General features: G+C 61.4%; 26 protein-coding genes and 1 riboswitch. Of the genes, 20 read left to right on the top strand and 6 right to left on the bottom strand.

Going from position 1 to position 26,591, the window contains the following annotated elements; all coding sequences use genetic code 11:
- Nucleotides 1–13 precede the first annotated feature (13 nt).
- Together BN1143_RS11820 and fadE are read right to left on the bottom strand one after the other, a co-directional pair.
- A complete protein-coding gene (locus BN1143_RS11820; RefSeq protein WP_005299285.1) occupies nt 14–1,531 on the bottom strand; it encodes an HD domain-containing phosphohydrolase in 1,518 nt (505 codons plus the stop codon).
- Between the two features lie 165 nt (nt 1,532–1,696).
- On the bottom strand, nt 1,697–4,153 hold the full coding sequence (gene fadE / locus BN1143_RS11825; RefSeq protein ID WP_042050767.1) for an acyl-CoA dehydrogenase FadE: 2,457 nt from the start codon (nt 4,151–4,153) through the stop codon (nt 1,697–1,699).
- Between the two features lie 245 nt (nt 4,154–4,398).
- Between fadE and lpcA the strand changes: the two genes are divergently transcribed.
- The 3 genes from lpcA (at nt 4,399) to BN1143_RS11840 (ending at nt 6,565) form a co-directional block, all read left to right on the top strand.
- Nucleotides 4,399–4,977 carry a D-sedoheptulose 7-phosphate isomerase gene (lpcA, locus tag BN1143_RS11830; protein ID WP_005299294.1) on the top strand — a complete coding sequence of 193 codons (579 nt, stop codon included), beginning with the start codon at nt 4,399–4,401 and terminating at the stop codon, nt 4,975–4,977.
- Nucleotides 4,978–5,130: 153 nt separating this feature from the next.
- The gene (locus BN1143_RS11835) at nt 5,131–5,910 is read left to right on the top strand and encodes a class II glutamine amidotransferase (protein ID WP_017781801.1); all 780 of its coding nucleotides are present in this window, start codon (nt 5,131–5,133) and stop codon (nt 5,908–5,910) included.
- Nucleotides 5,911–6,229: 319 nt separating this feature from the next.
- Nucleotides 6,230–6,565: an Hpt domain-containing protein gene (locus BN1143_RS11840; RefSeq protein WP_005299299.1), complete on the top strand. Its 336-nt coding sequence runs from the start codon at nt 6,230–6,232 to the stop codon at nt 6,563–6,565.
- A gap of 51 nt (nt 6,566–6,616) precedes the next feature.
- Here BN1143_RS11840 and BN1143_RS11845 read toward each other — a convergent pair whose 3' ends face one another.
- Nucleotides 6,617–7,528: a gluconeogenesis factor YvcK family protein gene (locus tag BN1143_RS11845; protein ID WP_042050769.1), complete on the bottom strand. Its 912-nt coding sequence runs from the start codon at nt 7,526–7,528 to the stop codon at nt 6,617–6,619.
- 112 nt (nt 7,529–7,640) lie between these two features.
- Here BN1143_RS11845 and BN1143_RS11850 point away from each other — a divergent pair, with 112 nt between their 5' ends.
- Both BN1143_RS11850 and BN1143_RS11855 read left to right on the top strand, forming a co-directional pair.
- Nucleotides 7,641–8,825 (top strand): FIST signal transduction protein, encoded by a 1,185-nt coding sequence (locus BN1143_RS11850; protein ID WP_042050771.1) that lies wholly within the window; start codon nt 7,641–7,643, stop codon nt 8,823–8,825.
- Nucleotides 8,826–8,843: 18 nt separating this feature from the next.
- Nucleotides 8,844–10,940: an ATP-binding protein gene (locus BN1143_RS11855; RefSeq protein WP_042050772.1), complete on the top strand. Its 2,097-nt coding sequence runs from the start codon at nt 8,844–8,846 to the stop codon at nt 10,938–10,940.
- Nucleotides 10,941–11,170: 230 nt separating this feature from the next.
- Here BN1143_RS11855 and BN1143_RS11860 read toward each other — a convergent pair whose 3' ends face one another.
- The 3 genes from BN1143_RS11860 to narQ form a co-directional block, all read right to left on the bottom strand.
- Nucleotides 11,171–11,746: an LON peptidase substrate-binding domain-containing protein gene (locus tag BN1143_RS11860; RefSeq protein WP_005299312.1), complete on the bottom strand. Its 576-nt coding sequence runs from the start codon at nt 11,744–11,746 to the stop codon at nt 11,171–11,173.
- A gap of 104 nt (nt 11,747–11,850) precedes the next feature.
- Nucleotides 11,851–12,489, bottom strand: coding sequence for a two-component system response regulator NarL (gene narL / locus BN1143_RS11865; protein WP_005299317.1), 639 nt, complete (start codon nt 12,487–12,489; stop codon nt 11,851–11,853).
- Nucleotides 12,489–14,201, bottom strand: coding sequence for a nitrate/nitrite two-component system sensor histidine kinase NarQ (narQ, locus tag BN1143_RS11870; protein WP_024942815.1), 1,713 nt, complete (start codon nt 14,199–14,201; stop codon nt 12,489–12,491). Before narQ ends, narL begins: the two co-directional genes overlap by 1 nt.
- Before the next feature lie 79 nt (nt 14,202–14,280).
- Nucleotides 14,281–14,420, top strand: a riboswitch (molybdenum cofactor riboswitch).
- Between narQ and moaA the strand changes: the two genes are divergently transcribed.
- The 15 genes from moaA (at nt 14,408) to modC (ending at nt 26,530) form a co-directional block, all read left to right on the top strand.
- Nucleotides 14,408–15,403 (top strand): GTP 3',8-cyclase MoaA, encoded by a 996-nt coding sequence (gene moaA / locus BN1143_RS11875; RefSeq protein WP_041203111.1) that lies wholly within the window; start codon nt 14,408–14,410, stop codon nt 15,401–15,403. Its footprint overlaps the riboswitch before it by 13 nt.
- A 248-nt stretch (nt 15,404–15,651) precedes the next feature.
- A complete protein-coding gene (gene napF, locus BN1143_RS11880; protein WP_042050774.1) occupies nt 15,652–16,161 on the top strand; it encodes a ferredoxin-type protein NapF in 510 nt (169 codons plus the stop codon).
- Between the two features lie 29 nt (nt 16,162–16,190).
- Nucleotides 16,191–16,454 carry a chaperone NapD gene (locus BN1143_RS11885; protein WP_017779249.1) on the top strand — a complete coding sequence of 88 codons (264 nt, stop codon included), beginning with the start codon at nt 16,191–16,193 and terminating at the stop codon, nt 16,452–16,454.
- 147 nt (nt 16,455–16,601) lie between these two features.
- Nucleotides 16,602–19,091 carry a nitrate reductase catalytic subunit NapA gene (gene napA / locus BN1143_RS11890; RefSeq protein WP_017781794.1) on the top strand — a complete coding sequence of 830 codons (2,490 nt, stop codon included), beginning with the start codon at nt 16,602–16,604 and terminating at the stop codon, nt 19,089–19,091.
- Between the two features lie 15 nt (nt 19,092–19,106).
- On the top strand, nt 19,107–19,841 hold the full coding sequence (gene napG, locus BN1143_RS11895) for a ferredoxin-type protein NapG (RefSeq protein WP_005299334.1): 735 nt from the start codon (nt 19,107–19,109) through the stop codon (nt 19,839–19,841).
- A complete protein-coding gene (gene napH, locus BN1143_RS11900) occupies nt 19,838–20,713 on the top strand; it encodes a quinol dehydrogenase ferredoxin subunit NapH (RefSeq protein ID WP_042050776.1) in 876 nt (291 codons plus the stop codon). The genes napG and napH overlap by 4 nt, the downstream gene beginning before the upstream one ends.
- Complete coding sequence (locus BN1143_RS11905; protein ID WP_005299342.1) at nt 20,713–21,168, top strand: nitrate reductase cytochrome c-type subunit; 456 nt, start codon at nt 20,713–20,715, stop codon at nt 21,166–21,168. The genes napH and BN1143_RS11905 overlap by 1 nt, the downstream gene beginning before the upstream one ends.
- Before the next feature lie 11 nt (nt 21,169–21,179).
- Nucleotides 21,180–21,770 (top strand): cytochrome c3 family protein, encoded by a 591-nt coding sequence (locus BN1143_RS11910; RefSeq protein ID WP_005299345.1) that lies wholly within the window; start codon nt 21,180–21,182, stop codon nt 21,768–21,770.
- Nucleotides 21,771–22,038: 268 nt separating this feature from the next.
- Nucleotides 22,039–22,545 carry a molybdenum cofactor biosynthesis protein B gene (gene moaB / locus BN1143_RS11915; protein ID WP_005299347.1) on the top strand — a complete coding sequence of 169 codons (507 nt, stop codon included), beginning with the start codon at nt 22,039–22,041 and terminating at the stop codon, nt 22,543–22,545.
- Nucleotides 22,546–22,554: 9 nt separating this feature from the next.
- Complete coding sequence (gene moaC, locus BN1143_RS11920) at nt 22,555–23,079, top strand: cyclic pyranopterin monophosphate synthase MoaC (RefSeq protein ID WP_010634440.1); 525 nt, start codon at nt 22,555–22,557, stop codon at nt 23,077–23,079.
- Entirely contained in the window at nt 23,076–23,321 is a 246-nt protein-coding gene (gene moaD / locus BN1143_RS11925) for a molybdopterin synthase sulfur carrier subunit (RefSeq protein WP_042050779.1), read from the top strand. The genes moaC and moaD overlap by 4 nt, the downstream gene beginning before the upstream one ends.
- A gap of 2 nt (nt 23,322–23,323) precedes the next feature.
- Nucleotides 23,324–23,797: a molybdopterin synthase catalytic subunit MoaE gene (gene moaE, locus BN1143_RS11930; protein WP_024942809.1), complete on the top strand. Its 474-nt coding sequence runs from the start codon at nt 23,324–23,326 to the stop codon at nt 23,795–23,797.
- Nucleotides 23,798–23,900: 103 nt separating this feature from the next.
- A complete protein-coding gene (gene modA, locus BN1143_RS11935; RefSeq protein WP_042050781.1) occupies nt 23,901–24,629 on the top strand; it encodes a molybdate ABC transporter substrate-binding protein in 729 nt (242 codons plus the stop codon).
- A 147-nt stretch (nt 24,630–24,776) separates the two neighbouring features.
- Complete coding sequence (gene modB, locus BN1143_RS11940) at nt 24,777–25,457, top strand: molybdate ABC transporter permease subunit (protein WP_026140934.1); 681 nt, start codon at nt 24,777–24,779, stop codon at nt 25,455–25,457.
- A complete protein-coding gene (modC, locus tag BN1143_RS11945) occupies nt 25,454–26,530 on the top strand; it encodes a molybdenum ABC transporter ATP-binding protein (RefSeq protein WP_042050782.1) in 1,077 nt (358 codons plus the stop codon). Before modB ends, modC begins: the two co-directional genes overlap by 4 nt.
- Nucleotides 26,531–26,591: the final 61 nt, after the last annotated feature.

Genomic DNA, 26,591 nt, shown 5'->3' on the forward strand with positions numbered 1-26,591 from the left:
CAACCCATCCAGCTCAATGTTCCCCGACGTAGATATCCTTGTGCTGTTCGCGGATCTCGAGGAATTTATCGAGGTTGGCCAGCATCAGCTCCACCAGCTGGGGGTCGAAGTGCTGGCCTTTTTCCTCCTGGATCAGCGCCAGTACCTTGTCCAGCGGCCAGGCCTTCTTGTAGCAGCGATCCGAGCCGAGTGCATCGAACACGTCGGCCAGCGCCACCACCCGCCCTTCCAGCGGAATGGCATCGCCCTTGAGGCCACGGGGATAGCCGCTGCCGTTCCACTTTTCGTGGTGGTTGCCGGCGATGGTGGCACCAATCTGGAACAACGCCAGATCGCTACCGGAGAGCATGTCCTGCCCCAGTTGGGCGTGGGTCTTCATGATCTCCCACTCCTCCGGGGTCAACTTGCCCGGTTTGTGCAGGATGGCATCCGGAATGCCCACCTTGCCGATGTCGTGCAGCGGAGAGGCGCGCTTGATGAGCTCGCTCTGTTCCTCGCTCATGCCCAGCAACTGGCAGAACAGCTCGGTATAAAGGGCGACCCGCTTGACGTGCAGGCCGGACTCCTTGGAGCGGGTCTCCACCAGTTCGCCAATGCGGTAGATGATTTCGCGCTGGTTGTCGGCGATGACCTCGTTGAGTCGGATGTTCTCCAGCGCCACTATGATGTTTTCGGTGAACAGGCTGAGCAGGCCCGTATCCATCTGGCTGAGCTGGCGAGTGGTCTCGATGTGAAACAGCAGATGATGGCGGGGGTTCTGGCAGTAGAGCACCATCTGGTTGCCGTCATAGACGTTGGCGCGATTGTTCATGGCCTGACGCAAGATGACGGGAGCATCGGCCAGACGCAGCGACGGATGGCCCGGCAGCAAGGGTTCCAGGATCTGATCCCGTACCTCGTAGGCATACTGCTTCACATCATAGATATGTGAATCTTCCAGATTGAGCAGGGCACTGAGCTGCTCCTGGGCCCCTTCGACAAACTGCCGCAGTGCCCGCTTCTCGAAGATCCCCTTGGAGGCCTCGATGACCTTCTCCAGCCCCTGGCGGTTGCTCTCGAGGGTGCGGATGTCGCGATAGGAGCGCAGGCTGGCTCGCAGCAGGGTGCGCAGCTTCTGGGAGGTGAGCTCGGTCTTGTCCTTGTAGTCGTTGATGTCGTAGTTGCTGACCACGTCATCTTCCGGGGCCTGGCCCGGTTGACCGGTACGCAGCACGATGCGCACCATCTTGTTTTGCAGATCCTCGCGCACGAATTTGACCACATCGAGACCGGCGTGATCGACCTCCATGACCACGTCCAGCAGCAACAAGGCCACGTCCGGGGTCTTGGCGAGCAGCTCCTTGGCTTGAGCGGCTGAATAAGCATGCAAAAATTCAATGGGTCTATTATCGAATTCAAACTTGCTCAGGGTGATCTTGGTTATGCGATGCACTTCGGGCTCATCGTCCACAATCATCACCTTCCATCCAGCCTGCTGGTCGTCGAGAAGGGGCAGATCGTCATCGTCAATAATCAGGATTTGGTCATCCATCATGCAATCCTGTTTGGGATCCTGTGCTTACATTAACTGCTTCACTAAGGATAGGAAACTTATTGGGAAATAAAATTTGATCTGTGAAATCTCTTTGTCGTCATCCTGATCCTGCCCCATAAAAAACGCCTCCACTTGGGAGGCGTTTGACTATCTATCGGGCGCTCAGGCGGCTCTGTGATAGGCCGATGGCTCGAACAGGGCCTTGTTGGCGACCAGCTCGATGGGATCAAAATCATCGACGTTGATGGTGCGCAGACGACTCTCTTCGGCGCGGCGCAACAGGTCCGCTTCGGTCTGGTTGAGTACCCCCAGCGTCAGGCCGGATTCTGCCACCTTGTCCAGTTGCATAAACGGACGCTTGATGCCGTCAGCCTTGCATACTTTCTCAAACAGTGGCTCGGCAGAGAGCACGTCGTCCAGCGCCTGCTCCAGCAGACCGAAGGGGTTGCCTTCTTCGCGGGTGAGATACTGCCCCTGGGCCAGTCGACTGCGGGTGTCGCTCGGGGTTTGCAGCAGGCGGGCCACCTGGTTGTCCAGCTTGTCGCTCGGACGTTTCAGGTCGCGGCCCAGTGGCAGCACGATGACGCGCAGGGCCAGCCCAATCCAGCGGTTCGGGAAGTTGCGCAGCAGCTCGTCGATCGCTTCCTGTGCCTTGAACAGGGCATCTTGCAGCGCCCAGTGCAGCAGCGGCAGGTCGGCGTGCTGACGACCCTCATCCTGATAGCGCTTGAGGGCGCTGGAGGCCAGATAGAGCTGGCTCAGCACGTCGCCAAGACGGGCGGAGACCCGCTCTTTACGCTTGAGCTCGCCACCCAGGGTGCCCATCGCCATGTCCGACAGGAACGCCAGGTTGGCAGAGAGGCGGGAGAGCTGTTGGTAGTAACCCTTGGTCTGGTCCTTGAACGGCGCGGCGGCGAAGCGGGCACCGGTCAGACCCAGCCAGAAGCTGCGCACCAGGTTGCTGATGGCAAAGCCGACGTGGCTGAATACCGCCTTGTCGAAGTCCTTGAGGGCCTGCTCCTGATCCGGGTGGCTGGCCGCCAGCATTTCGGGCAGCACGTACGGGTGGCAGCGGATGGCGCCCTGACCGTAGATGATCATGCTGCGGGTCAGGATATTGGCCCCTTCCACCGTGACGGCGATGGGTGCGCCCTGATAGCCACGGGCCAGGTAGTTGTTGGGCCCCATGCAGATGGCCTTGCCACCGTGGATGTCCATGGCATCGATGATGCACTTCTGGGCACGATCGGTGAGGTGGTACTTGACGATGGCGGAGATGACCGAGGGTTTCTCGCCCAAATCGATACCGGTCACGGTCAGCTTGGCGGCGGCGCCCATGATGTAGGCGTTGCCGCCGATGCGGGCCAGCGGCTCTTCAATGCCTTCCATCTTGCCGATGGGCAGCTTGAACTGACGGCGGATGCGGCTGTAGGCGCCGCTCGCCAGGGCCAGCATCTTGACGCCGCCGGTGCTGTTGGAGGGCAAGGTAATGCCGCGTCCGACCGACAGGCATTCGACCAGCATGCGCCAGCCCTGACCGGCCATGGCCGGGCCGCCAATGATGAAATCGAGCGGGACGAACACGTCCTTGCCACGGGTCGGGCCGTTCTGGAACGGCACGTTGAGCGGGAAGTGGCGACGGCCGATCTCGACCCCCTTGATGTGGGTCGGAATGAGGGCGCAAGTGATACCAAGTTCCTCTTCGTCACCCAGCAGGTGCTCGGGGTCACGCAGCTTGAAGGCGAGGCCCAGTACGGTGGCGATGGGGGCAAGCGTGATGTAGCGCTTGTTCCAGGTCAGGCGCATGCCGAGTACTTCTTTTCCTTCCCACTCGCCCCTGCAGACTATCCCGAAGTCGGGAATGGAGCCTGCGTCAGAGCCTGCTTCCGGGCTGGTGAGGGCGAAGCAGGGGATCTCCTTGCCGACCGCCAGACGCGGCAGGTAGTAATCCTTCTGCTCATCGGTGCCATAGTGTTGCAGCAGTTCGCCCGGGCCCAGCGAGTTGGGCACGCCGACGGTGGAAGCGAGCACGGCGCTGGCGCCGCACAGCTTTTGCAGCACGCAGGACTGGGCGTAGGCGGAGAACTCCAGGCCACCGTATTTCTTCTTGATGATCATGGCGAAGAACTTGTTGTCCTTCAGGTATTGCCACACCTCGGGGGAGAGATCGGCCCGCTCATGGGTCACTTCCCAGTCGTTGACCATGCGGCACACCTCTTCCACCGGGCCGTCCAGAAAGGCCTGCTCTTCGGCAGAGAGGGTGCTGACCGGGATGGCGTGCAGCTTTTTCCAGTCCGGGTTGCCAGCAAACAGGTCGGCTTCCCACCAAGTGGTGCCCGCCTCAATGGCCTCTTTCTCGGTGCGGGACATCTCCGGCATGATGGATTTGTAGAGCTTGAACAGCGGCTTGGTCAGTTGATTGCGACGAAAATCCACCAGATTGAGAGGTATGGCGATCACCGCAAACAGTACCCAGACCAGCAGGGGAACGTGGCCATAGAGGGCGCCGGCAATCAGGGCTGCCGCCGTGGCAAGCGTGGAGGTGAACAGAGACGCCCGGCGATAAGCCATGGCGCCGATCACCAGGATCACTCCGAGCAGAGTGAGAGTCGTCGTCATTTTTCGCTCCTTGCATGAGTTGCCGAAGTTGGGTGAACTGGGGGTTAACTGATCCAGAGGTCTGACCTGTTGGATATGGCCTCTGTTGTAATTCATACGCACAAACTTATCAAGCTGTTTACAAGCTTGTTACCTTGGCTCTGTGATCGGCATAACGTAGTGCCGGCGCCATCTTGACGGGCGGGGGGCGACTCCGGGATTGGCTTGTGCGACAATGGCGCCGCCCATATTTTGGAAGAGACATCATGTACCAAGAACTGATCCGCAATGAATTGACCGAAGCTGCCGGCGTGCTCCAGGCGTTCCTGGCAGATGAGCAAAATTTGAAGAACATCGAAGCGGCCGCCAAGTTGCTCGCTGACTCCTTCAAGCAGGAAGGCAAGGTACTCTCCTGTGGCAACGGTGGTTCCCACTGTGACGCCATGCATTTTGCCGAGGAGCTGACCGGTCGTTATCGCGAGAACCGCCCCGGCTACGCCGGCATCGCCATCTCCGATCCCAGCCACCTCTCCTGCGTTTCCAACGACTTTGGCTATGACTACGTCTTCTCCCGCTATGTGGAAGCGGTCGGCCGTCGTGGCGACGTGCTGCTCGGCATCTCCACCAGCGGCAACTCCGGCAATATCCTGAAGGCCATCGAGGCGGCCCGTGCCAAGGGCATGAAGGTGATAGCGCTGACCGGCAAGGATGGCGGCAAGATGGCCGGTCTGGCCGATGTGGAGATCCGGGTGCCGCACTTTGGCTATGCCGACCGCATTCAGGAAGTGCACATCAAGGTGATCCACATCCTGATCCAGCTGGTCGAAAAAGAGATGGCCAAGTAAGGATGTGATCCCGCGCCGGAACCGCTGAATCCTGCAGATTTATGTTCCGGCCGGCGTGATCCGGTGCAAGAGGTCGGTCGGCAAGGCTCTGCATTTCCTGCCGGGCGACCTCTTGAACGAGCAACGATCAAGTAAGCAAGGAGCCCGCAGCTTATGTGCGAACTGCTCGGCATGAGTGCCAATGTGCCGACCGATATCTGCTTCAGCTTCACCGGCCTGATGCTGCGCGGCGGCAAGACGGGACCCCACAAGGATGGCTGGGGCATTACCTTCTATGAAGGGAAGGGCTTTCGTACCTTCAAGGATCCCGAACCCAGCGCCCAGTCCCCCATCGCCAGGCTGGTACAGGCACTGCCCATCAAGAGCCGCGCCGTGGTCAGCCATATCCGCCAGGCCAACCGTGGCTGTGTGTCGCTGGAAAATACCCACCCTTTTACCCGCGAACTGTGGGGCCGTTACTGGACCTTTGCCCACAACGGCCAGTTGACCGGCTACAAGAAGCTGGCCACCGGGCGACACAGGCCGGTGGGAGATACCGACAGCGAGCACGCTTTCTGCTGGTTGCTCGAGCGGCTGGAGCAGAAATACCCCAGGCGCCCTGCCAATTTCCCCGCCATGTTCCGCTATCTGGCGACCCTGTGCGAGGAGCTGCGTAGCCTTGGGGTATTCAACATGTTGCTGTCGGATGGGGAGTTCGTGATGACCTATTGCAGCAACAACCTCTACTGGTTGACCCGGCGAGCTCCATTCGGGGAGGCACGTCTGCTGGATGAGGATGTCGCCATCGATTTTCAGAGCGAGACAACCCCGAACGATGTGGTGACCCTGATTGCCACGCGGCCGCTGACCGGCAATGAAGACTGGGTCAGGATGGCGCCTGGCGAGTTCAACCTGTTTCGGCTGGGTGAGCGGGTGTCTGCCGATCAGAAGTGATAACATCCTGATCTCAATGTAAAAAAATACCAGGGTAGAATCCTACCCTGGTTCTTCGCAGCAGCCATACAGGCAAAAGGGATGAGAGAGGTGTTGCTGAGTCGCATCATTCTCACGGCTGTCATTGTTGCTTAATTGTTAATTTATTGGCAACCATTATGTTGCAATCCGGCCATCTATTGTCTGGTTAGGCGAGCTCGATCACGTTTTTCATCCTATGCCCCGTGCGGGTCTAATTGTTGGTAGGGAAGCAGACGTGACGGTACCATGCCGGGCATCTATAGTATGGTCTGTTTGAATACCACGGGAGGATGATGAAATGGAGTGGCTGGATCAGAAGGTATTGCGACAATTGGCGGAAGATATCGGCCAGGAGATGATGCCGGTGGTGATCTCGGTGTTTATCGAGGAGGTGGGCGAGCAGCTCACTCAACTACGCCCGCTCTATGAGCGTCAGGACTGGACGGCCCTGGCCCGGCTTGCCCACAGCATGAAGTCTTCTTGCGGCAGTTACGGTGCTCAAGTCAGCTATCAGCAGGTGATGGCGCTGGAGCTCGCCTGCAAACAAGCGGATGGGGCCGAGGTCGCCCGCCTGCTCAACGAGCTGGAACAATCCCTGCCTCAGGTGCTCTCCCACCTTGCCAACTACCATTGAGTCCGGGCAGCCGGCGCATGGGCGCCGGACTTGTCAGACTCAACCTGCCCGCTAGCGTTGATTGACCAGTTGCTGGATCACCCTGTCCAGGGCCAGTTTCAGTTTCAGGCGATCATGACGATGGGGCAGCGCGGTTTCACCCAGATCGGCCTGGATCAACCTGCCAGCCAGTTCAGGTTGGTACTCTCCTGCAGGAGCAAGGATGGCATCGAGCCGTCCCGTACCGACCCGTGATTCCAGCCAGCGCCACTGATCGAGCAGGCTGAGCTGGCCAGCCGGGCCATTCTCCGCCACCAGATTGCAGATGAACACCAGCATGGCGTTGCTCTCGTTGATGGCCTGCGCCACTTCCGCCAGCAGCAGCGGGGGCATGATGGAGGTGAGAAAACTGCCAGGCCCCAGAATGATCATGTCGGCCTGCTCCAGCGCCTGTACTGCCTCGCGGGTGGCCGGAACCTCGGGGCTCAGGCTGAGTGAGAGCGGCGGGGTATCGAGCTGATCGATGGATACTTCCCCCAGGATCTGGTTGCCACAGACTGTGTGGGCACACAGGTCGGTGGGAAATTCAGACATGGGTAACAATTGTGACTCTATTTTCAGCATGTCACTGATGAGCTTGATAGCATCAAGAGGACGCACGCAGAGGTTGTCGAGTGCCAGCAGCATCAGGTTGCCGAGGTTGTGGCCGGCCAGTTCACCACGACCGGCGAAGCGATACTCGAACAGCAGGCTGCCGATGCTGGGATCTGTGACCAGTTGATTCAAACAGTTGCGCAGATCACCCCAGGCGATACACTCCTGGCTCTTGCGCAGTCGTCCGGTGGAGCCGCCATCATCCGTGGTGGTGACGATGCCGGTCAGGCGCGATCCCAGGAACGAGAGGGACGAGAGCACGCGGCCCATGCCATGGCCGCCACCGATGGCGACGACCCGGTCAAAATCATTGATGTTCTTCTGCCACATGCGGCTGTCCTGTGGTTGGTCTCGATTGAGAGCATTCTAGTCGATGAAACGGGATAATTGTTTGATTAAGGTATGATTTTTGCTTACCCCCAGCATCATGCACAACTAGGAGATGGTGTTGAACTTTCTGACGGCTCACTCTCTTGAAGAGACCTCCCTGCTGGCTGCCCGACAGATCAGTGAGCGGCTGCTCGCTCAATCACCCGATTCCCCTTCGCTGTTGTTGGTCTATTTTACTCAGGCTCATGATGCTGAGGAACTGCGTCATCACTTCAAACAGCAGTTCCCGTCGTCCCGGCTGATCGGTTGCAGCTCCTGCGGCGGGGTCATGACCCAGACCGGCCACCATGCCCGCCAGGGGCGGGGGGTGGCGGTTGCGGCCATCTACGATGACAAGGGCGCCTACGGTGTGGCGGGTCAGGCGGGGGCTGCCGTCGATGTGCGCCAACTGCTGCGCAGCGCCATTGCTGACGGGGGGCGCCCCGGCGAGTTGCCGCAACTCATCTTGTTGCATGCAAGCCCGGGCCAGGAGGAGGCGATGCTGGAGAGCATCGAAGCCGAACTGGGCACAACGGTGCCGGTGGTCGGCGGCTCAGCCGCCGACAACAGCGTGAGCGGGGAGTGGCAGTTGTGCTGGGACGAGGGCAGTACTCGCGAGGGGGTGGTGCTGGCGGTGCTCTATCCCGATTGCCAGCTGGCGTTCCAGTTCCACTCCGGCTATGTCCCCACCGAACAGCGCGGCATCATCACGGCGTTGGCAGGACGTGAGATCCTCACCATTGACGATGAAGCGGCCGCCGCCGTCTATGCCCGCTGGACCGGACGCACGACGCCCTGGCCGGTGGGGCCCATCCTGCGAGAAACCACCTTGTCTCCGCTGGCCAGGCAGGTTGGCACCCTGGATGACATGCCCTATTACAAGCTCTCCCACCCCGAAGCCGTGACAGAAGGTGGCGGATTGCGCCTCTTTACCGATACTCAGGTCGGGGAACGGTTGCTGCTGATGTACAGCAGCCAGGAGGGCCTGTTGCAACGCTGTCTGAATGCGACCCGCATCGAGCCAGAGTACGGCATGGCCACCGAGATGCAGCCGTTTGGTGCCCTCGTGATCTTTTGTGCTGGTTGCCGCTTGGCTCTTGGTGATAGCTTATGCCAATTTGTCGATCAATTTCATACCCGGCTGGGGGACATCCCCTTCATCACCCCGTTCACCTTCGGTGAGCAGGGACGTCTGCCACACGGTGAGCTGGCACACGGCAACCTGATGATATCGAGCGTGATCTTTCTCGACAGCTGACACTGCGCTGGAAACAAGATGATTGGTAATACGGAACTGGAAGCCCTTGGCGACAAGCTGCAGACCACCCTGGTGGAGCTGGTGCGCTGTCGGGAGCGAGAGGCCAAATACCGGCAGGAGTCGCAAACCCTGCTGTGCGGGGTGGCCACCTTGGCCGATGCCCAGACGCTGGAGCAGGTACTGGACAGCCTCATCCAGGTGCTGAAACCCTTCATCGGCTTCGAACACGCGGATGTGGTGGCCTGGGAGGGCGAGGGGGGGCTGACCCACCTCAGCACCCAGGAGGGGGAGGTGGGCCGTCCCTGGCAGCTGACACCCATCTTTTCCCGGGCCATCGAGGGGGAGACCCTGGTCATCTATGACCCGACCCAGTTGCCCGAGCTGGCGCCGCTGGCCGATGTGACGGGCTGGGCCAGCGTCATGATGACGGGGCTGCGGGCCCCCGGTTTCTCCGGCGTGCTCATCTGTCGCCACTCCCTGATGGGTACCTTCGATCTCAAGAGCAAGGCGGCCATGCAGCGCTGCCGGCCGCTTATCTCCCAGGCATTGGTCAACATCGCCTATCGGGCCCGCTTGCAGGAGCAGGTTGAACTCAAGACCCTGGCGTTGCAGGCGGGTGAGCAGCGTTTTCGCAGTTTTGCCGGCATGGCCTCCGACTGGTTCTGGGAGACGGATACCGAACACAGGCTGAGCTACGTCTCGGCCCCCGGTCAGCAGGAAGAGATGCTGGTGCATCAGACCGGCCAGAGTCTCTACGACTACGCCTATGACAGGCGGGATCCCGAATGGGGCAAGTACCGCCGGCTCATCGGTCTGCACCTGCCGGTACGGGCAGTGCGGGTGCAGGTCAGCCTGGCACGGGGGCCGCGCTGGATGGAGATCAACGCCGAACCCTGTTTCGACGGGGCCGGTGTTTTCATCGGCTATCGGGGCACGGCGCGGGATGTGGGCAACCAGATCCGCCGTGAGCAGGAGCTGGCCAGGGCGCGGGACGAAGCTGAGGCCGCCAACCGTGCCAAGTCGCAGTTTCTGGCCATGATGACCCATGAGATCCGTTCCCCCATGAATGCTGTGCTGGGGATGCTGGATCTGCTGCAACACGCCCAGCTCGAACCCCAGCAGCAGACGCTGCTTGGCCATGCCACCCATGCGGCGCGACTGCTGCAGACCATCATCGACGACGTACTCGATTTTTCGAAGATTGAATCCCACACCCTGGAGTTTCACTGCGAGACGTTGCAGCCGGCCCAGCTCTGCCAGTCCCTCATCGAACCACTGCTGGCACGGGCTGTCGCCAAGGGTATCGACCTGCGCTGGCAGGTCGATGAGGCCGTGCCGGCCCAGTTGCAGGGGGATCCGGTGCGCCTCTCCCAGGTGATCAGCAACCTGCTCGGCAACGCGGTAAAATTCACCAGCGTGGGCAGGGTGTTGTTACAGCTGGCGTGGCATGATCAGCAGTTGCGGGTGACGGTGACCGACACCGGGATCGGCATCTCGGCCGAGGATCAGGCGCTGCTGTTTGAGCCCTTTTCCCAGGTGGACAGCTCGGCCACCCGCCGCTTCTCCGGCACCGGACTGGGGCTGGCCATCAGCAAGCGACTGGTGGAATTGATGGGGGGCAGCATCCATCTGCGCAGCACGCCTGGCGAGGGCAGCTGCTTCTGGTTTGATTTGCCAGGCATGGCATTGCCATGCGAGTGCAGCAGCCGGCCAGAGCCGGATCAGCAGCCCATTCAGGCACTGGATGTGCTGGTGGTGGAGGACAGCCCGGTCAACCAGCTGGTGGTCTCGCTCATGCTGCAAAAGCTGGTTAGCCGGGTCAGGGTGGCCGCTAACGGATTGGAGGCACTGGCGCAGGTCGCGCAGCAGCAGCCGGATCTCATTCTGATGGACATGCGAATGCCGCAGATGGATGGACTGGAGGCGACCCGCCGCTTGCGGGAGCTGGGTTACCGCATGCCCATAGTGGCGCTGACGGCCAACGCCATGGCGGAAGACAGAGCCCGTTGCCTGGCGCAGGGCATGGATGATTTTCTGGCCAAACCCATCAGTCTGATGCGGCTGCGAGAGTGCCTGCAACGTCATTTTCATCCCGCATCACCGGATCGCAGCTAAAAAAAATGGTCAACCTGGGTGGTTGACCAATTCTTCAGCAAATACTGAAGAGAGCACGGGATAAATCGGGTTGTACGATTCTATATGAAAAAGTCGTGCCAACTTTTCAGAACCGGTTTTACAGGGCTTGCAGCGCGATTATCGGTTTTTATTGCGTCCTGCAATTTGCAAAATGCGAAAGTGACATTTTCATTATCGGAATATTTGCATTTTGCAAAGCCCAAATTGACTCACTGTGCGATCAGTCGGCGCAAGAATTGACGAGCCGCTTCACTATTTTGTTTGGCAATCAACATCTGCTTCTCATAGATCGGCATCGGCAGGATCTCGAGCCAGCGTTGGCAGAGCCAGGCTGCATCGTCAAACCGCTTGTCCGGATAGAGTTCGTCGAGCTCCGGATATTGTTCGAACACTTCCTGCAACCGGGTGACCAGCGGCTTGTCGCTGAAATTTGAGTGGGTACTCGGCCAGTTGGGCAGGGCCTCGACCTTGGCCCGGCGCAGACCCAGCTCGTCCGTCTCCATCTCGTGGATGCAGAATCGTTCCATGCCGAGCACGGTGACACCGAGCAGGCCGTCATTCAGGGTGTAAAAGTCGGTGACTTTGACCCGGGTGCCGACCGGCAGGATCCGACCCGACTTGCCCGAGGTGGTTGCCTCTTCCATCACGATGCCAAACCCCTGGTCATTGATGAATGACTCTTTGAGCATCTGCAGGTGGCGCGGCTCAAACAAACGCAGAGGAAGCTTGCCACCAGGCAGGATGTGGGAAGGCAAGGGGAACAGTGCCAAAGGTTGAAGTTTCATGTTCCATCCTCCATTCAGTTGTTACTGAACAGGACAATGCAGCGACTGTGCCAGAGGATGAAAAAAGCCACCGGACGGTGGCTTTGGCTGGGTAAAAAGGGGGCTTAGTTGCGTTGCTCCAGGTACATGACAGCCGCTTCCACGCGGCTTTGCGCCTCGAGTTTCTTGAGCAGGCTCTTGACGTGTACCTTGACCGTGCCTTCGGAAATATGGAGCACGGAGGCGACCTGTTTGTTGGAGAGGCCCTTTGCAATTTCACGCAGAATTTGCATTTCGCGACGCGTTAAGCTCTCCAGCTTCTGCTGCAGGTGATCCAGCTCGTAGATGTTCTCGAGGTAGGGGCGCAGCGGTTCGCTCAGGATCTGCTTGCCGGTCATCACGTCTGCCAGCTGGGCCAGCAGCATATCGGGTTCGGTGTCCTTGAGCAGGTAGCCGTCGGCGCCGGCCTTGAGCAGGGCCACCACATCTTGACGGGCATCGGAGACGGTCAGGATCACCACCCGGGAGGTCACCTCCTCGGCGCGCAGCGCCTTGAGGGTGTCCAGGCCCGAGAGACCTTTCATGTTGAGGTCGAGCAGGATCAGGTCCGGTTCGGACTCCTTGGCCATGGCGACGGCGTCGGTACCATTGGAAGCTTCACCGACGACCTCGATGTTCTCTTCCAGTGCCAGCAGTTGCACAATCCCTTTGCGCATGAGGGGATGGTCATCCACGACCAGAACACTATATTTCATCTCGTCCATCAGGCGTCTCTTGTTAGGCTGGTGGGAAAGGTCAGATGTACGCAGGTGCCTCTGGGCGGCCTTTCACTGATGGTCAGCAGGCCATGCAGCTTGTTGGCACGCTCGTTCATGATGCTCAGGCCGTAGTGGTTGACCGCCGAGCTTGCGATCCCTATTCCGACACCATCATCTGAAATCTGAACCTGGATGTTACCATCGGCGAGGGTCTCACAGCTAACATCAATCACTTGTGCGCTGGCATGTTTGATGGCATTGAGGACTGCCTCACGGATCAGCTGCAAAATGTGAATGTGCTGACCCGCTTCGAGGTCGGTATCGGCCAGACCGTAATGGAGCCTGATATCGGCCTGGGTCTGCGGCTTGAGTTGCTCCAGCATCACCTTGATGGCTTCGCCGAGATTGGCGTCACCAATGCTGAGGCGGAAGGTGCCGAGCAGCTCGCGCAGCTGGGTGTAGGCGCTGCCAAGCCCCTCATCGATCTGCTGCATGGCGGCTTCGGCCTTGGCGGTATCCCCCTTGGCAAACGAGCGCTTGAGCAGGGTGGCCTGGATCTTGAGATAGGAGAGCGCCTGGGCCAGGGAGTCGTGCAACTCGCGGGCGATGACGGCCCGCTCTTCCATCAGCAGCAGGCGCTGGTGTTGCAGCAGGGTCTGATCCTTGTGCAGCACCTGAGCCAGCAACATGGAGAAGTTCTTCATCAGCCGCTCGTCGATGGGGTGGCTGCTGATGACGTCGAGCCGGCCATACTCCTGCTCATCCATCTGCAGATAGAAGCTGACCACCGCCTCCAGATCGCCTGGCCAACCCTTGCGGCCGGTGATGTAGTCCGGCATGGCATTGTGCTCGAAACGGGTCAGCCGGATGTAGTCGATGTGCTGGTGGGCCGCCGCTCGCTCCAGCAGCTTGAGCAGGGTGCGCCGGCTCAGCGGCGCCGCGTGCAGCTTCTGGGCTGTGCTGTAGAGAAAGGAGAGGGTGTCGTTGGCCTGTTGCAGCTTGGCAGTCTTCTCTTCCACCTTGCTCTCCAGCTCCCGGTAGAGCTTGCCAAGCTCATCGGCCATGGTGACAAAGGCCCCCGACAGCTCCCCCAGTTCGTTTTCGCAGCGGGGGGGCAGGGTCAGATCGAACTCCTGGCGCTGGATCTGGCGGGCGCAATAGACCAGCTGGTTGAGCGGGGCCACCACCTGCTGGCGGGTAAAGCGCACCGTGAACCAGGCGATGGTGATGATGGAGAGCAGCCCCAGCCCTTCGGCCAGCGCCAGCATGCGCACCTTGAACTCCACGTGATACTGCATCTGGTTGACGAAGTCATCGATGGCGGCGACGAACTGCTCTGTGTTATCCGTATAGCGCCGCGGGGTGGCATTCTCGATGTGCTCGCGCATCACCTGCCACTGCTGCAGCACCTCGCCGTAGGTGCGACGCAGGGAGGCTGGCGTGATCCAGCGCTGGGTCTCCTGCAGCTCGGCGGCGTGCAGGGTCTGCTCGAACTGATCGAGCCGGCTCAGCACCTGCTGGCCCTGCTCAATCTCGTAGGCCATCCGGTAGGCCTGCATCCGCAGGGAGCCGGAGAGGTTGATCGCCTTGGCATCGGGCACCGAATAGAACAGGGTCACCATGGCCACCACGGCGATCAGGCTCGCCATGAACAGGATGAGCACCATGGAGCGTCCGATGGCGCTGCTGACCGAATGTACTTTGAACCACTTTCCCATGCCGGCTCTCTTCCTTCACTGCAGACAATAACCCCACAAAGTAGCATGGGAGTGTACTCCAACTTGTGCTAGCATCGAAAAACTAGATGAACTCCGAGCGGTTTTGCCTAAGTCCTCATGATAGGGGGAAACCGCCGTCAGCCGATGTTCGAGCTGTAAGGGTCAGGAAAGAAATGCCCTGGCCTCCCGTATTTGGAAAGGTGTTTATGTCGCCACTGCAAGATGGTTTTTCCCGTCGTTTTTACTATTTGCGCCTGTCGGTCACCGACGTGTGCAATTTTCGCTGTACCTACTGTTTGCCGGATGGCTATCGGCCACCGGCCGGTGGCAAGGCGGGGCGCCAGCCCTTTCTCTCTCTCGAAGAGATCCGCCGCGTCGTCGGTGGCTTTGCCGCCATGGGCACCCGCAAGGTGCGTCTGACCGGCGGGGAACCCTCCCTGCGCCGGGACTTCACCGCCATCATAGAGACGGTGGCCAATACCCCCGGCATCGAGAAGGTGGCCATGACCACCAATGGGTATCGTTTGAAAGAGCGGGCCAAAGAGTGGTTCGATGCGGGCCTGACCGCCCTCAACGTCAGCGTCGACAGCCTGGATCCGCGTCAGTTTCACCAGATCACCGGCGAGAACAAGCTGGCGGAGGTGATGGAGGGGATCGAAGCGGCGCTGGCCGCCGGCTTCAAGTCGGTCAAGATCAATGCCGTACTGCTCAAGGGTCTCAACGACCACCAGCTGGATGCCTTCCTGGCCTGGATCCGGCACCAACCCATCGAGCTGCGTTTCATCGAGCTGATGCAGACCGGCGAGATGGATACCCTGTTTCGCGATCACCACGCCAGCGGGGCGCTCATCAAACAGCGTCTGCTCGATGCCGGTTGGTTGCAGCAGCTGCGTGGCGACGACGATGGCCCCGCCCAGGTATTCATGCATCCGGAGTCGATGGGTGGGGTCGGGCTCATCATGCCCTACAGCAAGGATTTCTGTGCCGGTTGCAACCGGCTGCGAGTCTCTTCCCTCGGCAAGCTGCACCTCTGCCTGTTCGGCGATCACGGGGTGGAGCTTCGCGATCTGTTGACGGATGACGGCCAGCAGGATGAATTGCAGCAGCGGATCCGCAGCGCCCTTGCCGGCAAGGCTGCGACCCACAGGCTGCACGAAGGCAATGCCGGCATGACCCCGCATCTGGCCTCCATCGGTGGCTGAGCGACCTCGCTCGAAAAAATAGCCATCGATTAATAAGCAATCCTCAAATGGGGGTATTTTGTCTTTCCCCCGTTGTTCTTTCCTGCGCCAAGGGTTTGATCCAGCGCAAGAATCCCCCCTGTTTATCTCCCTGGTGGTATATCCCTGAACTTGTCAGGGCCGCAATATACACCCACTCTTATAATAGGTATTGAAAATACCTGTCATAGGACTCACTCGTGCGCCATCACCAGCAACAAGGAGCCGTTATGCCGGATGGGGTCAACCTGTCGCGTCGCAGTCTGTTTCGGGGTCGTCTGACATCGAATGAACCTCGGGTACAACTCCCTTGGTCCATCGCCTGGTCCGACTTTGCCGCCGACTGCACCCGCTGCGGTGACTGTCTCACGGCCTGCCCAGAGCAGATCCTGGTAAAGGGCGATGGCGGTTTCCCGACCGTGGATTTTCTGCGCGGCGAGTGCACCTTCTGCGGGGAATGTGTCGCCGCTTGCAGAGTGCCGATATTTCGTCCGACCACGGAGGCGCCCTGGCAATACATCGCCCATATTGAAGCCAGCTGTCTGGCTCAGGGTCAGGTGTTCTGCCAGCGCTGCCAGGACAGCTGCGAGCCCAGGGCAATCCATTTCTCCCCCGTGCTGGGCCGGGTGCCGACCCCCAGCATCGAGGCCGCAGTCTGCACCGGTTGCGGTGCCTGTGTGAAGGATTGTCCGGTCGGCAGCATCCGGGTGGGAGCCCCCGCCAGCGAGGAGTCCAGATGAAGCAGGATGTGTGTGAAGCAGGAGCCACAATGAAACAAGAGTTCCATGTATCGAGCCTGGTGGTGCTGACCCAGCCCTCCTTGCGTCACCGGCTCGCAGAGCAGATTGCCACCCTCGAGGGGGCCGAGATCCATGCAGTCAGTGATGAGGGCAAGCTGGTGGTGACCCTGGAAGGCCCGAGCCAGCGGCCCATCATGACGGCCATCGACGCCATCAATGCGATGCCGGGCGTGCTGTCCGCCGCCCTGATTTACCACCAGTTCGATGAGCTCGATGCCCAGTGCAAGGAGTAGTGCCATAAGGCCGAGCCTGCGTGACTCATCATGATGGCCGCCATGGATGCACAGAAAAACGACGCCAGGGTTCTAGTTCGCCGCCCTGAGCCAAAACCAGTTCGATACACTCGACAACTTACGCGATAAGCAATGTGAGGATATGCCATGAAGCTGAGTCGACGCGACTTTATGAAGGCCAACGCGGTGGCGGCAGCCGCTGCCGTGGCTGGTGTCAGTGCCCCCACGCTGGCGGCCAATCTGATCACCAGTACCGACAAGACTGCCATCACCTGGGACAAGGCGCCGTGCCGTTTCTGCGGTACCGGCTGTTCCGTGCTGGTGGGTTCCCAGGATGGGCGTGTCGTGGCGACCCAGGGCGATCCCGATGCACCGGTCAACCGCGGTCTTAACTGCATCAAGGGTTACTTCCTGTCCAAGATCATGTATGGCCAGGACAGGCTGACCCAGCCCATGCTGCGCATGACCAACGGCAAGTTCGACAAGAACGGCAACTTCGCCCCCATCAGCTGGGATCAGGCCTTCGACATCATGGCCGAGAAGTTCAAGGCCACCCTGAAAGAGAAGGGCCCGACCGCCGTCGGCATGTTCGGCTCCGGCCAGTGGACCGTGTGGGAAGGCTATGCCGCCGCCAAGCTGATGAAGGCCGGTCTGCGTACCAACAACCTAGATCCCAATGCCCGTCACTGCATGGCGTCCGCGGTAGTGGGCTTCATGCGTACCTTCGGCATGGATGAACCCATGGGCTGCTACGACGATATCGAGCAGGCCGACGCCTTCGTGCTGTGGGGCTCCAACATGGCCGAGATGCACCCCATCCTCTGGTCGCGCATCTCCGATCGCCGCCTGTCCCACCAGGACGTGCAGGTGCACGTGCTCTCCACCTTCGAGCATCGCAGCTTCGAGCTGGCGGACAACGGCATGGTGTTCACCCCGCAGACCGACTTGGCGATCCTCAACTACATCGCCAACTACATCATCCAGAATGACAAGGTGAACTGGGAGTTCGTCAACAAGCACACCCAGTTCCGCAAGGGCACCACGGACATCGGCTACGGCCTGCGCCCCACCAACCCGCTGCAGCAGAAGGCCAAGAACCCGGACAACGGCGATTCCACCCCGATGAGCTTCGACGACTTCGCCAAGTTCGTGGCGGATTACGATCTGGAGTCCGTCTCCAAGCTCTCCGGCGTCTCCAAGGACAAGCTCGAGAAGCTGGCTCAGCTCTATGCCGATCCGAGCAAGAAGGTGGTCTCCTACTGGACCATGGGGTTCAACCAGCACACCCGCGGTGTCTGGGCCAACAACCTCTGCTACAACATTCACCTGCTGACCGGCAAGATCTCCCAGCCGGGTTCCGGTCCCTTCTCCCTGACCGGTCAGCCCTCCGCCTGCGGTACTGCCCGTGAGGTGGGCACCTTCGCTCACCGTCTGCCGGCCGACATGGTGGTGACCGAACCCAAGCACCGCGCCATCGCCGAGAAGATCTGGAAGCTGCCGGAAGGCACCATCCCGGAGCAGGTGGGCTACCACGCCGTACTGCAAAACCGCATGCTCAAGGACGGCAAGCTCAACGCCTACTGGGTGATGTGCAACAACAACATGCAGGCCGGCCCGAACATGAACGAAGAGGGGCTGCCCGGTTATCGCAACCCGGCCAACTTCATCGTGGTCTCCGATCCTTATCCGACCGTGACCGCCCAGGCGGCCGACCTCATCCTGCCGACCGCCATGTGGGTGGAGAAAGAGGGGGCTTACGGCAACGCCGAGCGTCGCACCCAGTTCTGGCACCAGCAGGTGAAGGCACCGGAAGGGGCCAAGTCCGACCTGTGGCAGCTGATGGAGTTCTCCAAGCGCTTCACCGTGGAAGAGGTGTGGCCGGCGGAGCTTATCGCCAAGATGCCGGAAGTGAAGGGCAAGACCCTGTTCGACGTGCTCTATGCCAACGGCCAGGTCAACCAGTTCCCGAAAGAGCAGAGCAAGGGGGCGCTGAACGACGAGGCAGAGCACTTTGGTTTCTACGTCCAGAAGGGGCTGTTCGAAGAGTACGCTACCTTCGGGCGCGGCCATGGCCACGATCTGGCGCCGTTTGATCAGTATCACGAAGCCCGTGGCCTGCGCTGGCCTGTGGTGGATGGCAAAGAGACCCTGTGGCGCTATCGCGAAGGGTTCGACCCTTACGTGAAAGCGGGCGAGGGGGTGCGTTTCTACGGCAAGCCCGACGGCAAGGCGGTGATCTTCGCGCTGCCCTATGAGCCGGCCGCCGAGGCACCGGACAAAGAGTACGACATGTGGCTCTCCACCGGTCGCGTGCTGGAGCACTGGCACACCGGCACCATGACCCGCCGGGTCCCCGAGCTTTATCGCGCCTTCCCGGATGCGGTACTGTTCATGCACCCGGAAGATGCCAAGGCTCGCGGCGTGCGCCGTGGTGAAGAGGTGATCGTCTCCTCCCGCCGTGGCGAGGTGAAAACCCGGGTCGAGACCCGCGGTCGCAACCGTCCGCCCAAGGGACTGGTGTTCATGCCCTTCTTCGACGCGAGTCAGCTGGTCAACAAGCTGACCCTGGACGCCACCGATCCGCTCTCCAAAGAGACGGATTACAAGAAGTGCGCCGTCAAGGTCGTCAAGGCATAAGGCGGGGAGCGCGAGATGAGTCGTAGTCGGCGCCAGTTTCTGGCCGACATGGCCAAGGGGGCCTGCGGTGTGGGCCTGCTTGGCGTGGGGCTCGGCGGCATGGCGCGCCAGCAGGTGCAGGCGGTGCCTGCCCAGGCGCTGCGTCCGCCTGCCGCCCTCGACGAGGCCGAGTTTCTCGGCGCCTGCGTGCGCTGCGGGCTCTGCGTCGAGGCTTGTCCCTACGACACCCTCAAGCTCGCCCGGCTGTTTGAACCCGTGACCACCGGCACCCCCTACTTCAAGGCGCGTGCCGTGCCGTGCGAGATGTGTGACGACATCCCTTGCGTGGCGGCTTGCCCGAGCGGGGCGCTGGATCAGGCCATGACCGACATCGATCAGGCGCGGATGGGGGTGGCGGTGCTCATCGATCACGAGACCTGCCTCAACTACCTGGGGCTGCGTTGCGACGTCTGCTACCGGGTCTGCCCGCTGATTGACAAGGCGATCACCCTGGAGCTGCAGCACAACCAGCGCACCGGCAAGCACGCCATGTTCCTGCCCACGGTGCACAGCGATGTCTGCACCGGCTGCGGCAAGTGCGAGCACGCCTGCGTGCTGGAAGAGGCAGCCATCAAGGTGGTGCCTCGTCAGCTCGCCAAGGGGGAGCTGGGCCACCACTACCGGCTCGGCTGGGAAGAGAAGGCAAAGGCGGGCAAATCGCTCATCGGCGACAGGCTCACCCTGCCAACCCGCAAACCGGAGGGGCTATGAGTCGTTATCCGGGAGCCGAAGCCACGGCCAGGCTGGGTTGGTGGCGCGCCCATCGCTTCCTGCTGTTGCGCCGGCTCAGCCAGTTTGGCGTGCTGGGGTTGTTCCTGCTGGGACCGCTGGCGGGCATCTGGATCCTCGAGGGCAACCTCTCCAGCTCGCTGTTGCTGGAGACGGTGCCGCTCACGGATCCGCTGACCCTGCTGCAGTCGGTGGCGGCGGGCCATTGGCCCATCCCCACCCTCTGGCTGGGGGCTGTCATCGTGCTGGCTGGTTACTGGCTGGTCGGGGGGCGGGTGTTCTGCTCCTGGGTCTGTCCGGTCAACCTCATCACGGATGCCGCCGCCTGGCTGCGAGCCCGGCTCGGTCTCAAGGGCAATGGCCAGTTCAGCCGCAATACCCGTTACTGGCTGCTGGCCATGGTGCTGGTGGCGCCGGCCATCACCGGTGTGCTGGTGTGGGAGCTGGTCAATCCGGTGTCGCTCACCCTGCGCGGTCTGCTGTTTGGCATGGGGGCGGGCTGGGCCTTGCTGGCGGTGCTGTTCCTGTTCGACCTCTTCGTGGTGGAGCGGGGCTGGTGCGGTCACCTCTGTCCGGTGGGGGCCTTCTATGCCCTGGTCAACCGGGTCGGGTTCATCAAGATTTCTGCCAAGGGGCGCGAGCGGTGCAGCAACTGCATGGATTGTTATGCGGTCTGCCCGGAACGCCCCATCCTGCGCGGCCCCGTTCACGGTGCCAAGCGTGGTCACGGGCCCTTGATTGTGGCTCAGGAGTGTACCAACTGCGGCCGTTGCATCGATGTCTGCGCGGAGCAAGTTTTTGAAATCACTGTAGGTTTTGCCGTCAAGGCAGAGAAAACGTCGGAGAACAAATAATGAAGAAGCTGATTGGAGCAATGCTGGCCTGTCTGATGGCAGGTTCCTTGATGGCGGCAGTCCCCGAGATCACCAACAGCACGGGGGGCATCAAGTCGGAGCGAGGAAGCACGGATCTGGTGACGGATGCCGATGCGGCCCCCATGAAGAACTTTCGCAAGGATGGTGATCTCTACGATCGCCAGTACATGCATCAGCCCCCGCTGATCCCCCACGACACCCGCAACTATGAAGTGGACAACAAGGTCAACAAGTGCCTGGCCTGTCACAGCTTCAAGAACGCCAGCGCCATGAAGGCCCCCAAGATCAGCCCGACTCACTTCGAGACCCGTGACGGCATGACGTTGGGAGAGGTGTCCCCCCGCCGCTACTTCTGCCTGCAGTGCCACGTGCCGCAAGCGGATGCCAAGCCGCTGGTGGAAAATACATTTAAACCAGTTGAAGCCTTGAACTGAGGAACCCATAGATGAAATTACCCGGCTTTATCCAGCGTCTGTGGACCACCTTCAAGTCCCCCTCGAAGGCAGCCCTCTGGGTACTGCTGCTGATGGGCTTCTTCGGCGGGGTCATCTTCTGGGGCGGTTTCAACACCGCCATGGAAGCCTCCAACACCGAAAAGTTCTGCACCAGCTGCCACGAGATGAAGGACAACGTGTTCGTGGAGTACCGCGACACCATCCACTATGCCAACCGTTCCGGCGTGCGGGCCAGCTGCCCGGATTGCCACGTGCCGCACGAGTGGACCTACAAGATCATCCGTAAGGTGCAGGCCTCCAAGGAGCTGTGGGGCATGATCACCGGCAAGGTGGACACCCGCGAGAAGTTCGAGTCGCACCGGCGGGAGATGGCCGAGCGGGAGTGGAAGCGGATGAAGGACACGGATTCGAGGGAGTGTCGCAACTGCCACAACTTCGAATATATGGACTTCTCCCTGCAAGGCAAGCGGGGTGCCCAGATGCACTCCACCAGCCTGGCCAGCGGCGAGAGCACCTGTATCGACTGCCACAAGGGCATTGCTCACCAGCTGCCCGACATGACAGGGGTGAAGGGCTTCTAAGCCTGCACCAGCAACGAGGCCGGGTTCACCCGGCCTCGTTCATATTTCGCCCGGCCAGGGCAAAAGCACCACTGTGCCTCCTTTAAATCCCCCCTCTGGCGGGAGTTTTGATAGAATCGGCCCGCCGTGAGTCGCAGCGCATGACAGCAAGGTCAAAGGTTCAGCCCGGGTGGGTATGAACCGTGCCACCAGCGAGCGCTGTCAGCCGGGATCTTGGCCGCTTTTCTTCTTCTCTTTGCTCACGGTCCTTTGCCATCAGGAGCTGCCCATGGGACAGAAACACAACGCATTCATTCCCCTCAAGATCGCCGTGCTGACGGTCTCCGACAGCCGCACCGCTGCCGATGACAGCTCGGGCGACTATCTGGTTTCCGCCCTCGCTGAATCGGGCCATCAGCTGGCCGACCGGGCGCTCTGCCCCGACAATCTGTTTCGTATTCGCGCCCAAGTGAGCGACTGGATCGCCGATGAGGGGGTGCAGGTGGTGCTCATCAACGGCGGCACCGGCTTCAACGAACAGAACCGGGTGCCCGAGGCGGTCGGGGTACTGTTCGAGCGCACCGTGCAGGGCTTTGGCGAACTGTTTCGCCAGCTCTCCTTCGCCGACATCAAGGGCGCCGCCATGCAGAGCCGCGCGCTGGCGGGTCTCGCCAATCGCACCCTGATCTGCTGCCTGCCGGGCTCTACCGGTGCTTGCCAGCTGGGGTGGGAGAAGCTTATCCGCGATCAGCTCGATGCCCGCACCAAGCCGTGCAACTTCGTCTCCCATCTTTGAGGGCCTCTGATGAACCCGACCGAATCCAAGCAGCCTCAGCCCGGCCTGACCCATCTCAACCAGAGCGGCGAAGCCCACATGGTGGATGTGACCGACAAGCAGGTGACCGAGCGTGAAGCCCGCGCCGAGGCGTTTGTCGCCATGGCTCCCGACACCCTGGCCCTGATCCTGAGCGGTCAGCACCACAAGGGGGATGTGTTCGCCACCGCCCGCATCGCCGGCATCATGGCGGCCAAGAAGACCTCGGATCTCATTCCCCTCTGCCATCCGCTGGCATTGACCCGGGTGGAGGTAGAGATAGAACCCCAGGCGGCGCAAAATAGGGTCCATATTCGCACCCTCTGCAAGCTCTCGGGCAAAACAGGGGTGGAAATGGAAGCGCTGACCGCCGCGTCGGTGGCGGCACTGACCATCTACGACATGTGCAAGGCGGTGCAAAAGGACATGGTGATCGAGCAGGTGCGGCTGGTGGAGAAAAAGGGCGGCAAGTCCGGTCACTTCCAGTTGAATGCCGGTGCAGGAGAAAACGCATGATCAAGGTACTCTTTTTTGCGCAAGTCAGAGAGCTGGTGGCCTGCGACGAGCTGAGCCTGCCCTGTGACTACGTCAGTGCCGAGGCGCTTCGCGCCGCCTTGTGCGAGCGCGGCGACAAGTGGGCGCTGGCGCTGGAAGCGGGCAAACTGCTGGTGGCGGTCAACCAGACCCTGGTGCCGCTGGATACGCCCCTTCATGATGGCGATGAGGTCGCCTTTTTCCCGCCGGTGACCGGAGGTTGATGATGAGCGAGGCAACCATGATCGATCGCATCCTGGTACAGCGGGAAGACTTCTCGCTGGCTGACGAATATGCCCGTCTCGCCGCCCGGCAGGACACCGGCGCCGTGGTCAGTTTTGTCGGCAAGGTGCGCGACTTCAATCAGGGGGAGCACGTGAAGGGGCTGGCCCTCGAGCACTACCCCGGCATGACAGAGAAGGCGCTGACGGACATAGTGGCCGAGGCCCGCAGCCGTTGGCCCCTGCAGGAGTGCACCCTGATCCACCGCATCGGCGAGCTGCTGCTCGGCGATCAGATCGTGCTGGTGGTGGTGAGCAGTGCCCACCGCGAGGCCGCCTTCGAGGCCTGCCACTTCATCATGGATTTCTTGAAAACCCGGGCGCCGTTCTGGAAAAAAGAGCTGACCGCCGAAGGAGTACAACGCTGGGTCGAGGCCAAGGAGAGCGACAACACTGCCGCCGCCCGCTGGCAAGCTTGACCTGTTCAAGGGGGCTGGCTCATCGGGAGCCGCGGCCCCTGTTTTCGGGGCCGCCCCCTTGGCTGGGGAGCGATAGAAGCGGCCCCACTCAGGAGGTAAAGGAATGAAACCGCTGTTATCCGTTGTCATCGCCGGGGTCTGCGCCAGTGCGCTGCAGGCTGGTGCCGTGCAGGCCGACGAGGTCAAGGTGGCCGTGGCCGCCAACTTCAAGGGCACCATAGAGCGCATCGGCAAGGCGTTCACCGCCAAGACCGGCCATACCCTGGCCATCTCCTCTGCCGCGACCGGGGTGCTCTACACCCAGATAAGCCACGGCGCCCCGTTCGATCTCTTCCTCTCCGCCGACGTGAAAACCCCGCAGAAGCTGGAGCAGGAGGGCAAGGGCAGCGAACGTTTCACCTACGCCATCGGCCAGCTGGGTCTGTGGCAGAAGGGGGGGCCGGCTCCTGACGAGGCAACCCTGCGCGGCTGGAAGGGCAACCTCGCCATCGCCAACCCGAAAACCGCTCCCTACGGCACTGCCGCCATGGCGACCCTCGACCATCTCAAGATCGATCCCAAGCAGTACCGTCTGCTGACCGGCACCAACATCGGCCAGACCTGGCAGTTCGTCGACACCGGCAACGCCGAGCTGGGCTTCGTCGCCTGGGCCAACCTGGTGGAGGCGGGCAAGACCAGTGAAGCCTGGGCCGTGCCGGCCGACTTCTATCCGCCCATTGAACAGCAGGGGCTGGTATTGAAGAAAGGGGCGGCGGTCGAGGCGCTGGTGGCCTGGCTCAAGGGGCCGGGTCAGGCAGAGATCAAGGCGGCGGGTTATGCGCTGCCCCAGTGATGGCGCAACCATACACCTGACTGATGAGTGGCCGGCCCTCGGGTCGGCCCACTCTTGCGATAAGGATGCACACCATGCCGTTGCCTGAATTCATCTGGGAATGCGGCTCAATCGATGTGTCTGGTTCTGGCGTTGGGAGTGCGTCCGATGAGTGAAGGGGATCTGCTGGCGGTCTGGCTCACCCTGAGGCTGGCAGCCAGCACCACCGCCATCCTGCTGCTGCTCTCGCCGCCGCTGGCCTGGTGGCTGTCGCGCAGCCAGCACAGGCTCAGACCCGTGGTGGAGGCCTTGGTGGCGCTGCCGCTGGTACTGCCGCCCACGGTGCTCGGCTTCTATCTGCTGCTGGCCTTCTCCCCCTCCTATGGCCTGGGCGCCTGGTGGCGCGACACCTTCGGGGCGCCGCTCGCCTTCAGTTTTACTGGCCTGCTGCTCGCCTCCATCCTCTATTCGCTCCCCTTCGTGGTGCAGCCGCTCACCTCCGCCTTCGTCAACATGGGCAACAAGGAGCTGGAGGCCGCCGCCACCCTGGGGTTTGGCCCGCTGGAGCGCTTCTTTCACATCATCTTGCCGATGACGCTGCCCAGCTTCGTGATGGCGGCGGCGCTCGGCTTTGCCCACACCCTGGGGGAGTTCGGGGTGGTGCTGATGATTGGCGGCAACATCCCGGGCGAAACCCAGGTGCTCTCCATCGCCCTGTTTGATCACGTGGAGACGATGGACTATCAAAACGCCCACCTGCTGGCGGGCGGCCTGATGGGCTTCTCGCTGGTGATGCTGGTGCTGGTGTACGGGGTGCTGCAGCGCCGGCAACGGAGGCTGTTCGGATGAACGACACCGGCAAGGTGAAACCGCTGCAACTCAAGGCGAGGCGGGCGTTCGGCGCCTTTAGCCTCGATTGTGAACTGGCCCTGGAGCTTGGGGGGATCCTCGGTCTGTTCGGCCCCTCAGGTTGCGGTAAGAGCAGCCTGCTGCGCATCATCGCCGGGCTGGATCGTGCGCCGGGTGACACGTTGAACTGGCAGGGCAGGGGGCTGAGCGATCTGCTGCCCGAGGCGCGCCGCATCGGCCTGGTGTTTCAGGATTCGCGTCTCTTCCCCCATCTGAGCGTGCTCGGCAACCTGCAACTGGCTGCCCGCAAGGGGCGGGGGCGCTGGCAACCCGAGGCGCTGGCGACCCGGCTCGGTTTTGCCGAACTGCTGCCCCAGCCGGCCCACGGCCTCTCCGGCGGCCAGCGCCAGCGGGTGGCACTGGCCCGGGCCTTGTTGGCCGAGCCCGATCTGCTGCTGCTCGATGAACCTTTCTCTGCGCTGGACAGACGCAGCCGCATCCATCAGGCCCACGTGCTCAAGGGTTTGCAGCAGGAGAGCGGTATCCCGATGATCTTCGTCAGCCACGCCATGGAGGAGGTGAGCCTGCTCTGCGATCAGCTGGTGCTGCTGGCGGATGGCCGGGTGGAGGCACAAGGTCGGCCGAGCGATATCTTTGCACGCACCGATCTCTCGCTTGCCAGTCGCGACGACGCCGGGGTGATGCTGGCGGCGAGCCTCTCTCACTACGATGAAGAGGAGCAGATGGCGACCCTGCAGCTCGGCGAGCAGCAGTTGCGAGTCACCATGACCCAGGTGCCGGACGACGGCGGCCCCCTGCAGATCAAGGTGGCCGGGCGGGACGTGGTGATTGCCACCGCCCCCATCGAGCACTCCAGCCTATCCAACTGCCTCACCACCCGATTGCTGGCCGAACGCGAGGTGCGCCCCGGCCAGACCCTGTTGCAGTTGGCGCTGGGTCAGCAGATACTGCTGGCCCGGATCACCAGCCGCTCCGCCAGACGGCTGGCGCTCGCCCCGAACCAGCAGATCTACGCCTACATCAAGGCGGTGAGTCTGGTCAGCGAGGGTTGAGCGGATTGCAGAAGAGGCAGAAAATCAGAATGGTTCAGCGGATGAGTCGAGAGGCAATGAA

The organism is Aeromonas dhakensis (assembly GCF_000820305.1).
Taxonomy (GTDB): domain Bacteria; phylum Pseudomonadota; class Gammaproteobacteria; order Enterobacterales; family Aeromonadaceae; genus Aeromonas; species Aeromonas dhakensis.

Bases quoted from the DNA above. Each gene is read 5' to 3' on its own strand.
- BN1143_RS11910 (WP_005299345.1), top strand. From the start codon at position 21,180: ATGAAATTACCCGGCTTTATCCAGCGTCTGTGGACCACCTTCAAGTCC.
- moaA (WP_041203111.1), top strand. From the start codon at position 14,408: ATGTCGCCACTGCAAGATGGTTTTTCCCGTCGTTTTTACTATTTGCGC.
- modC (WP_042050782.1), top strand. From the start codon at position 25,454: ATGAACGACACCGGCAAGGTGAAACCGCTGCAACTCAAGGCGAGGCGG.
- moaC (WP_010634440.1), top strand. From the start codon at position 22,555: ATGAACCCGACCGAATCCAAGCAGCCTCAGCCCGGCCTGACCCATCTC.
- BN1143_RS11860 (WP_005299312.1), bottom strand. From the start codon at position 11,746: ATGAAACTTCAACCTTTGGCACTGTTCCCCTTGCCTTCCCACATCCTG.
- moaB (WP_005299347.1), top strand. From the start codon at position 22,039: ATGGGACAGAAACACAACGCATTCATTCCCCTCAAGATCGCCGTGCTG.
- moaE (WP_024942809.1), top strand. From the start codon at position 23,324: ATGAGCGAGGCAACCATGATCGATCGCATCCTGGTACAGCGGGAAGAC.
- narQ (WP_024942815.1), bottom strand. From the start codon at position 14,201: ATGGGAAAGTGGTTCAAAGTACATTCGGTCAGCAGCGCCATCGGACGC.
- BN1143_RS11845 (WP_042050769.1), bottom strand. From the start codon at position 7,528: ATGTGGCAGAAGAACATCAATGATTTTGACCGGGTCGTCGCCATCGGT.
- napG (WP_005299334.1), top strand. From the start codon at position 19,107: ATGAGTCGTAGTCGGCGCCAGTTTCTGGCCGACATGGCCAAGGGGGCC.
- moaD (WP_042050779.1), top strand. From the start codon at position 23,076: ATGATCAAGGTACTCTTTTTTGCGCAAGTCAGAGAGCTGGTGGCCTGC.
- napA (WP_017781794.1), top strand. From the start codon at position 16,602: ATGAAGCTGAGTCGACGCGACTTTATGAAGGCCAACGCGGTGGCGGCA.
- napH (WP_042050776.1), top strand. From the start codon at position 19,838: ATGAGTCGTTATCCGGGAGCCGAAGCCACGGCCAGGCTGGGTTGGTGG.
- modB (WP_026140934.1), top strand. From the start codon at position 24,777: ATGAGTGAAGGGGATCTGCTGGCGGTCTGGCTCACCCTGAGGCTGGCA.
- BN1143_RS11855 (WP_042050772.1), top strand. From the start codon at position 8,844: ATGATTGGTAATACGGAACTGGAAGCCCTTGGCGACAAGCTGCAGACC.
- BN1143_RS11840 (WP_005299299.1), top strand. From the start codon at position 6,230: ATGGAGTGGCTGGATCAGAAGGTATTGCGACAATTGGCGGAAGATATC.
- napF (WP_042050774.1), top strand. From the start codon at position 15,652: ATGCCGGATGGGGTCAACCTGTCGCGTCGCAGTCTGTTTCGGGGTCGT.
- lpcA (WP_005299294.1), top strand. From the start codon at position 4,399: ATGTACCAAGAACTGATCCGCAATGAATTGACCGAAGCTGCCGGCGTG.
- BN1143_RS11905 (WP_005299342.1), top strand. From the start codon at position 20,713: ATGAAGAAGCTGATTGGAGCAATGCTGGCCTGTCTGATGGCAGGTTCC.
- modA (WP_042050781.1), top strand. From the start codon at position 23,901: ATGAAACCGCTGTTATCCGTTGTCATCGCCGGGGTCTGCGCCAGTGCG.
- fadE (WP_042050767.1), bottom strand. From the start codon at position 4,153: ATGACGACGACTCTCACTCTGCTCGGAGTGATCCTGGTGATCGGCGCC.
- narL (WP_005299317.1), bottom strand. From the start codon at position 12,489: ATGGACGAGATGAAATATAGTGTTCTGGTCGTGGATGACCATCCCCTC.
- BN1143_RS11885 (WP_017779249.1), top strand. From the start codon at position 16,191: ATGAAACAAGAGTTCCATGTATCGAGCCTGGTGGTGCTGACCCAGCCC.
- BN1143_RS11820 (WP_005299285.1), bottom strand. From the start codon at position 1,531: ATGGATGACCAAATCCTGATTATTGACGATGACGATCTGCCCCTTCTC.
- BN1143_RS11850 (WP_042050771.1), top strand. From the start codon at position 7,641: ATGGTGTTGAACTTTCTGACGGCTCACTCTCTTGAAGAGACCTCCCTG.
- BN1143_RS11835 (WP_017781801.1), top strand. From the start codon at position 5,131: ATGTGCGAACTGCTCGGCATGAGTGCCAATGTGCCGACCGATATCTGC.